Source organism: Coleofasciculus sp. FACHB-712 (assembly GCF_014695635.1).
GTDB lineage: Bacteria > Cyanobacteriota > Cyanobacteriia > Cyanobacteriales > FACHB-T130 > FACHB-T130.
The window spans coordinates 1-6,073 of sequence record NZ_JACJOQ010000342.1 but is presented as its reverse complement, the minus strand read 5'-3'; the positions used below and the strand labels follow the sequence as shown (position 1 = coordinate 6,073).

Genomic DNA, 6,073 nt, shown 5'->3' with positions numbered 1-6,073 from the left:
TGCGTTTTATGGATACTCAGCTTTAAATTTTGTGTTCCGCGCCCTAACCTGAAAAGCATACACACATCCGCCTGATAAGCGGGAGATGTAGGTTCAATTCCTACCGCTGCCATTATTTTGCAGTGTAGAGTAACGGTAACTCTCCAGTGAATCGCTTTTTTAACTTGCGCGGAACACCCAATACTTTCGAGACTGCAATAATCGCTTCGCGCCCTAATAGATAAAGCTTACATACTAGCTCAGTTAGTTAGAGCACTTGAGTCATAATCAAGCCGTGACGGGTTCAATTCCCGTGTATATTCAAACAGCTTTTTCGACTTGCGCGGAGCAATCTAAATACGAATAAATTTATCGTTATTTTTGATATTTACTGGAGGGTTTTCCAATGTTATGCAGTTCTTCCCTAATTACAACAAACCTAGCCATAACTGAATGGCAATTCATCAAAATTAATAGATATTTAGGGACGATGCTAAGTAATGAGCGAACACCGTTTGGGAGAAATTGTCATTGAACGTCCTCGTGGAGGCATAAGGATAAGTGTAAAAAAGCTTAAAGGTTATAAAAAAGCTCTGCAAAAGATTACTAATGAGGCAAGTGAAGATGGGTTGCTGAGTCCTTATTTAATCAAGACAAGAAAACGCACAAAGCACTTTTCAGACCATCTCGGTCCATTACGTCGCTGGCTGCGTTCTAAAGTGGGCGAATCTTGGGATAATGTTTACAGCGAATTATGCCAGCAGATTGAAACGAGAACGTTATCAGGACAACATATTCTCTCCCATGTATGGGGTTTTGTGGAAAAGGATGTTGAACTAATTGATGGGGTTCCTTATTCTACTAAATCGTGCAAGTATTTACCTAGAAATCCGCTGAATTATTGGAGAGAGCAACTTTATATCCAGCCCGATACTAAAGTTCTCTGCCTAGCGAAGAAAGCACCCAATAAACCTCCCGAAAAGCCAGAAAATCTAGTAGTTGTTAATGACTACATAGAATATCATAAAATTAACAATTTGTGGTATGTAATAAAGCTTCAAAATACACCACCAACAAAGCCAGTAACAGATATTGTCTTAATAGAAATTGCTGACGGTTGGAGTGTACGGGAGAAGCAAGGTAGAAGAATCTACAGAAAAAGTTACGCTGTCGATAAACGTCAGTGTAACAAGAAGGAAATTAAGTTCATTATGCAGCAGCTTGCAAATAGTTAAACTTTTCATTCCGCGCCCTGATAGAAAAAGCTTACATACTAGCCGAATTGGTACAGGCGCTTGATTTAAGCTCAAGATTATGCAGGTTCAACCCCTGCGTATGAAACAACAGCTTTCTCGACTTGCGTGGAATGATAATATTTAATTTTTTATTATGAGGAGGAGTATAAAGATGTCTGTAAAAACAATTGAGATTCTAGAGCAGTTAAAATCTTTAACACTAACCGAAGCAGCAGAATTAGTTAAGCAAGTTGAAGATACTTTCCGAGTTGATGCTTCACCTCGTCCGCAGACAGGTATTATTGAAATAATCGAAGAAAAAGGTGAAGAACTTTCTGTACAAACTGAGTTTGATGTAGTTCTGGAGGAAGTTCCTGCTGATAAGAAGATTGCAATCCTCAAAGTTGTACGGACTTTGACTAATTTGGATCTGAAGGCGGCAAAAGATTTTGTTGATTCAGCGCCGAAAGTGGTGAAAGAAGCGATCGCACTCTCCGATGCAGAAGAAATCAAGCAACAGCTAGAAGCAGCAGGCGCTAAAGTTTCTCTCAAGTAGTTTGCACTCTCGCAGTTGTGAAATATCAGTCAGTCAGTGAGATAGAAAGTCTAATTGCGGCATTCGAGAATTGCACCCTGCCACGAGATGAGTGGAATCATCGCGCACACTTAACCGTTGCATTATGGTATCTCACTCGTTACTCGAAGGCAGAAGCGACGAATTGCATACGCGATCGCATCCAGCGTTACAACTTGGCTAATGGGATTAAAACTACTAAAAACAGTGGCTATCACGAAACGATGACACTGTTTTAGATTCGGATTGTTAGTCACTATCTATCGGTTGCAGATCGAACTCGCTCTATCGTATATCTTGCCAACGAACTTATCGATAGTTACGCAGATAAAAATCTTCCTCTGACATACTACAACCGCGAGCGCTTAATGTCTTGGCAAGCTCGGATAAGTTGGACTGAACCGGATTTGAAACCTTTAGATTAGCAGGGATGACAGTCTCTTGCTTGGCAAATTATAATGGCAGTTGTCGCCGCGCCCCAACAGAAAAAGCTTACATACCCTTTTAAGGTAAAAAAACAGCTTTCTCGACTTGCGCGGCAGCAATTAACTTGCGTGCGACACCTGCCTCCTCAACACTTCAAATGAAATGGAGGTAGTTGCAATGAATACACTAGAACGCGACTTGCGTTTGGAAATGCTCAACAGTCTGCTGACTACGCCACACCGGGAATTGGGTAAGGTAGCAGAAGTGCATAAGATGATGGTCGAACTTGACCCCATCTTTTACGGACACCTGGCTGTATGGTATCAGCGTCATGGGGATGTGCGCGACCACAAGGAAGTTTTTGTCGGTAATTTGCTTACCAGCAGCTTGAACGAACACCGAGGTGCGGGTTTTATGATGCTACAAGAGTTTCCACCTTACCAGGTGGCGCGGATTGTAGACTTTATGAAGCAGCATCAGCAAAAGTTACCGCGTTCGGCGCGGACTGCGGTGCGGCGATATTTGCAGGAACGGGAAAAGAATGCTGCGTTTTTCGATCGCGCAGCGGTGCGGGGACGCAAGGCGATGAAGCATCTGTATGCAAGTTTGCACATTCGCCCTAGCGATCGCGCTAACGCCGTACTATTCAAAGATGCACCGCCTGAAGATAGTCTTGCGTTTGCACTCAAGCAGCTTGCAAAAGCAGAGACACCACAAGCACAAGCACAACTGATTGCAGAACACAAAATTCCCTACACTGTCGCCATTGGTGCGGTGAAGGAAGTAACGCCAGAAGTGCTGATGGCGCTAGTTAACGCCATGTCACCGCAGGAGGTAATTAACAACCTCAAGTCACTCCAAGCGCGAGGTGCGATGGAAAACGCTGAGGTGAAGGTGTTGATTGATGCAAAACTGACAGAAGCTGCAACAAGCGATCGCGTGTCTGCATTCAAGGCAATGAAAGCAGCAGGTGTTGCGAATGTCGATGATGCAACTGTGGCGCAGCTAGAGCAAGTTGTCAACGAACAGGTGAAAAAGCGGGGTAAGATTACCAAGTCTACTGCCTTGTTTGTAGACAAAAGCAGCAGCATGACTGAAGCGCTGGAAGTCGGAAAGCAAATTGCAGCTTTGATTTCTAGCATCAGCGAAGGTAACTTATTTGTTTATGCCTTCGACACCAAAGCTGTTGAAGTAAAAGCACAAGGTAAAGCGCTGTCAGATTGGGAGAAAGCTTTCCAGAAATTGTTTCCGGATGGTTGCACTAGCATTGGTGCATCACTGGAAAAGATGCGGCAAAACAAACAGTCGGCAGAACAAATCATCATCGTTACCGATGAAGGCGAAAACAACGCTCCTTTCTTCAACACAGTTTATCCCCAATACTGCGAAGAATTGAAGGTTTTGCCGAATGTAATTATTGTCAAAGTCGGCAATCATAGCAACCACTTAGAAAAGCAGTTGCAGCAATCTCAAGTTTCGCTGGAGACATTCACCTTCGCAGGTGATTACTACTCACTGCCAAACTTGGTGCCATTATTGTCTCGTCCATCTCGACTTGAATTGTTGATGGAAATTCTAGAGACACCGTTACCAGTGCGAGTTGATAACTAGATAGGCTAACTTGTAGCTCAATCGAAACATAGAAAGCCTAACCTCTAGCCTCTTTCCCTTGGAAAAAAGGGGAAGAAAAAAGCCCCTCTCCTGCAATGCGAGGGGTTGGGGAGAGGTCAACAAAATTATTAGTCAACGAGGAATAAAACATGGTGGCAATAACTGCAAAAACTGTCCACCAACTGCGCGTGAAAACAGGCGCAGGCATGATGGATTGTAAAAGGGCACTGAATGAAACCAATGGCGATATGACCAAAGCGATCGCATGGTTGCGCCAAAAAAGTATGAGTAGAACATGCGGCGGAAGCCGTCGTATTTCGGCAGAAGGAATTATTGACAGCTACATTCATACTGGCAGTAAAGTTGGCGTGCTAGTAGAAGTGAACTGCGAAACTGATTTTGTAAGTCGCAGTGAAGTATTTCAAACCCTGGTGCGGAACATCGCCATGCAAATTGCCGCTTGTCCGAACGTGGAGTATATAAAGGTAGCAGACATTCCGGCTGCAATTGTCCAGAAAGAAACACAAATCGAAATGGGATGCGATGACTTAACTTCCAAACCAGCAAACATCAAAGAAAAAATTCTTCAAGGACGAATTGAAAAACGCCTGAAAGAAATGTCTTTGATGGATCAGCCTTACATTCGCGACCAAAGTATCGTGGTGGAAGAACTGGTTAAGCAAAGCGTAGCTCAACTCGGCGAAAATATCCAAGTGCGTCGCTTTGTCCGCTTTAACTTAGGCGAAGACATTGCAAAGCCAGAAAGCAACTTTGCTCAAGAAGTCGCTGCACAAATGGGCGGTAGGGAATAAAGCCCTGGCGAATAGAATTCGCGGCTACACAAACAAAGTCCGCCTGCGCGGACTATCGGAAAATTGAGGATATTGAAACCCGCGCACCATCCGGGTTTAGTCTGTGTAGCTGCGGTTTCAACCGCCCAGGCAACTCGATTTGTCTTGCTGGAGAAGAAACCCAAATTGCGATCGCTCGGAATGGTGAATGGGGATTCAAAAAATGGAAATTGAGGGGCTGAAAGTTTTTAGGTGGACATAACTTACTTGGAAAGCGATCGCGCTTAGAGTTGTTGATGGAGATTCTGGAGACAACGCTGCCAGTAAGGGATGTGAGATAGAGGTACCTCAGTTGTCGTAAGGTGCGGTCTAACAATAACAAACTCGTTTGCTAGGCTATAGGTTGTTGTCTAGATCAATGGCTAGGCAACAACTTCATATTTTAATTACTGTCATTCAATGAGCAGAAGCAAGCCTGACCCCAGAAAAATAATTTCTGACAGTCCAAACCGTCGTCCCTACGGAGCAAAGGTTGGAATTGTCTTGGGTGAAACAGATGAGTCTGGCTTCGATGGAGAGGCTTCCCTGCTGCTTAACGATAAGGAGTCCATTGTCCGCATAGTGCCGTTAAAGGAGGAAAAGGACGAGAGCCAGTTTAGGGGGAGGAGAAAAACTGCCAAAAAGCTGGATGTCTACGTAGAGGGATTTGCAACTGCGGGTGAAGCTGAACAGAAGGGTTTAAAGCTCTCACTAGCTCTTCTCTGGGCAGCGATTTCAAGGAAGCATCCACTCCTGCTGGATTATCACACTCCATTGCCTTGTATGGTCTTTGATCGAACCCAACAGGGCAGAGGCGGATCGGGGTTCATGATGAGTGTAAGTTTCAGAGTAGTCATGAGCAGCAGTAGTATGGTGGAGCGTATTAACGAAATATTTTCGGCTGACCTTGAGGTTGACCGACAACTCTTGGTATCTATGGAGTTGTTTGCATCAGCAAGGTTGGAAACGACAGAGCGTTCCCGATTTGTTGGACTTGTCTCTTCTCTCGAACCGCTAGCTAAACGCAATCGTTACCCCAACCCAGAACTTCAGGATTTAATTGGCAGTTTCGTCGAACAGTTAAGCAACACAGCCTCTATTCCTGACAATATTAGAGCGTCAGTCCAAGGTCGGATTCGGGAGCTAGAGCGCGAATCGATTTCTCAAGCCATCAAACGCCTTGTGAAGGAGCATCTTCCTGAAAATCCAGATGCTGTTTCTATGATTGACGAAGCTTATAACATTCGTAGCAAGATTTTACATGAGGGAGCATCTGATGCCGACTTACAGCAGATTGCAGGTATATAGAGTACATTGAGGTCAGTGCATGAACAGGTAGAATGAAACCTTACTCCATCGACTTTCGAGAAAAAGTAGTCAAAGCATACGAACAAGAAAACACATCGATTAGGAAATTA

At 44.2% G+C, this 6,073-nt stretch carries 7 protein-coding genes and 2 tRNA genes; all 9 read left to right on the top strand.

The features are described 5' to 3' along the window. Positions 1-233: 233 nt before the first annotated feature. The 9 genes from H6F50_RS08725 to H6F50_RS08685 all read left to right on the top strand — a co-directional run bounded on the left by H6F50_RS08725 (position 234) and on the right by H6F50_RS08685 (position 5,963). Positions 234-300 (top strand) — tRNA-Met (locus H6F50_RS08725). Between the two features lie 179 nt (positions 301-479). Continuing rightward, complete coding sequence (locus tag H6F50_RS08720) at positions 480-1,214, top strand: hypothetical protein (protein ID WP_190428381.1); 735 nt, start codon at positions 480-482, stop codon at positions 1,212-1,214. A gap of 31 nt (positions 1,215-1,245) precedes the next feature. Beyond that, positions 1,246-1,320 (top strand) — tRNA-Leu (locus H6F50_RS08715). A 66-nt stretch (positions 1,321-1,386) separates the two neighbouring features. Then, positions 1,387-1,770: a 50S ribosomal protein L7/L12 gene (gene rplL, locus H6F50_RS08710; RefSeq protein ID WP_190428380.1), complete on the top strand. Its 384-nt coding sequence runs from the start codon at positions 1,387-1,389 to the stop codon at positions 1,768-1,770. A 17-nt stretch (positions 1,771-1,787) separates the two neighbouring features. Beyond that, positions 1,788-2,027, top strand: coding sequence for a hypothetical protein (locus tag H6F50_RS26435; RefSeq protein WP_199292053.1), 240 nt, complete (start codon positions 1,788-1,790; stop codon positions 2,025-2,027). A gap of 364 nt (positions 2,028-2,391) precedes the next feature. After that, positions 2,392-3,825 (top strand): hypothetical protein, encoded by a 1,434-nt coding sequence (locus H6F50_RS08700; RefSeq protein WP_190428379.1) that lies wholly within the window; start codon positions 2,392-2,394, stop codon positions 3,823-3,825. Positions 3,826-3,974: 149 nt separating this feature from the next. Beyond that, the gene (locus H6F50_RS08695; RefSeq protein WP_190428378.1) at positions 3,975-4,637 is read left to right on the top strand and encodes a translation elongation factor Ts; all 663 of its coding nucleotides are present in this window, start codon (positions 3,975-3,977) and stop codon (positions 4,635-4,637) included. Between the two features lie 72 nt (positions 4,638-4,709). Further along, the gene (locus H6F50_RS08690) at positions 4,710-4,850 is read left to right on the top strand and encodes a hypothetical protein (RefSeq protein WP_190428377.1); all 141 of its coding nucleotides are present in this window, start codon (positions 4,710-4,712) and stop codon (positions 4,848-4,850) included. 225 nt (positions 4,851-5,075) lie between these two features. Further along, entirely contained in the window at positions 5,076-5,963 is an 888-nt protein-coding gene (locus H6F50_RS08685; protein WP_190428376.1) for a HEPN domain-containing protein, read from the top strand. The last annotated feature ends 110 nt before the right edge of the window (positions 5,964-6,073 follow it).

What these genes read in the sequence shown, in the direction of transcription:
- H6F50_RS08700 (WP_190428379.1), top strand. Translation starts at nt 2,392, where the DNA reads ATGAATACACTAGAACGCGACTTGCGTTTGGAAATGCTCAACAGTCTG.
- rplL (WP_190428380.1), top strand. Translation starts at nt 1,387, where the DNA reads ATGTCTGTAAAAACAATTGAGATTCTAGAGCAGTTAAAATCTTTAACA.
- H6F50_RS08685 (WP_190428376.1), top strand. Translation starts at nt 5,076, where the DNA reads ATGAGCAGAAGCAAGCCTGACCCCAGAAAAATAATTTCTGACAGTCCA.
- H6F50_RS08720 (WP_190428381.1), top strand. Translation starts at nt 480, where the DNA reads ATGAGCGAACACCGTTTGGGAGAAATTGTCATTGAACGTCCTCGTGGA.
- H6F50_RS08695 (WP_190428378.1), top strand. Translation starts at nt 3,975, where the DNA reads ATGGTGGCAATAACTGCAAAAACTGTCCACCAACTGCGCGTGAAAACA.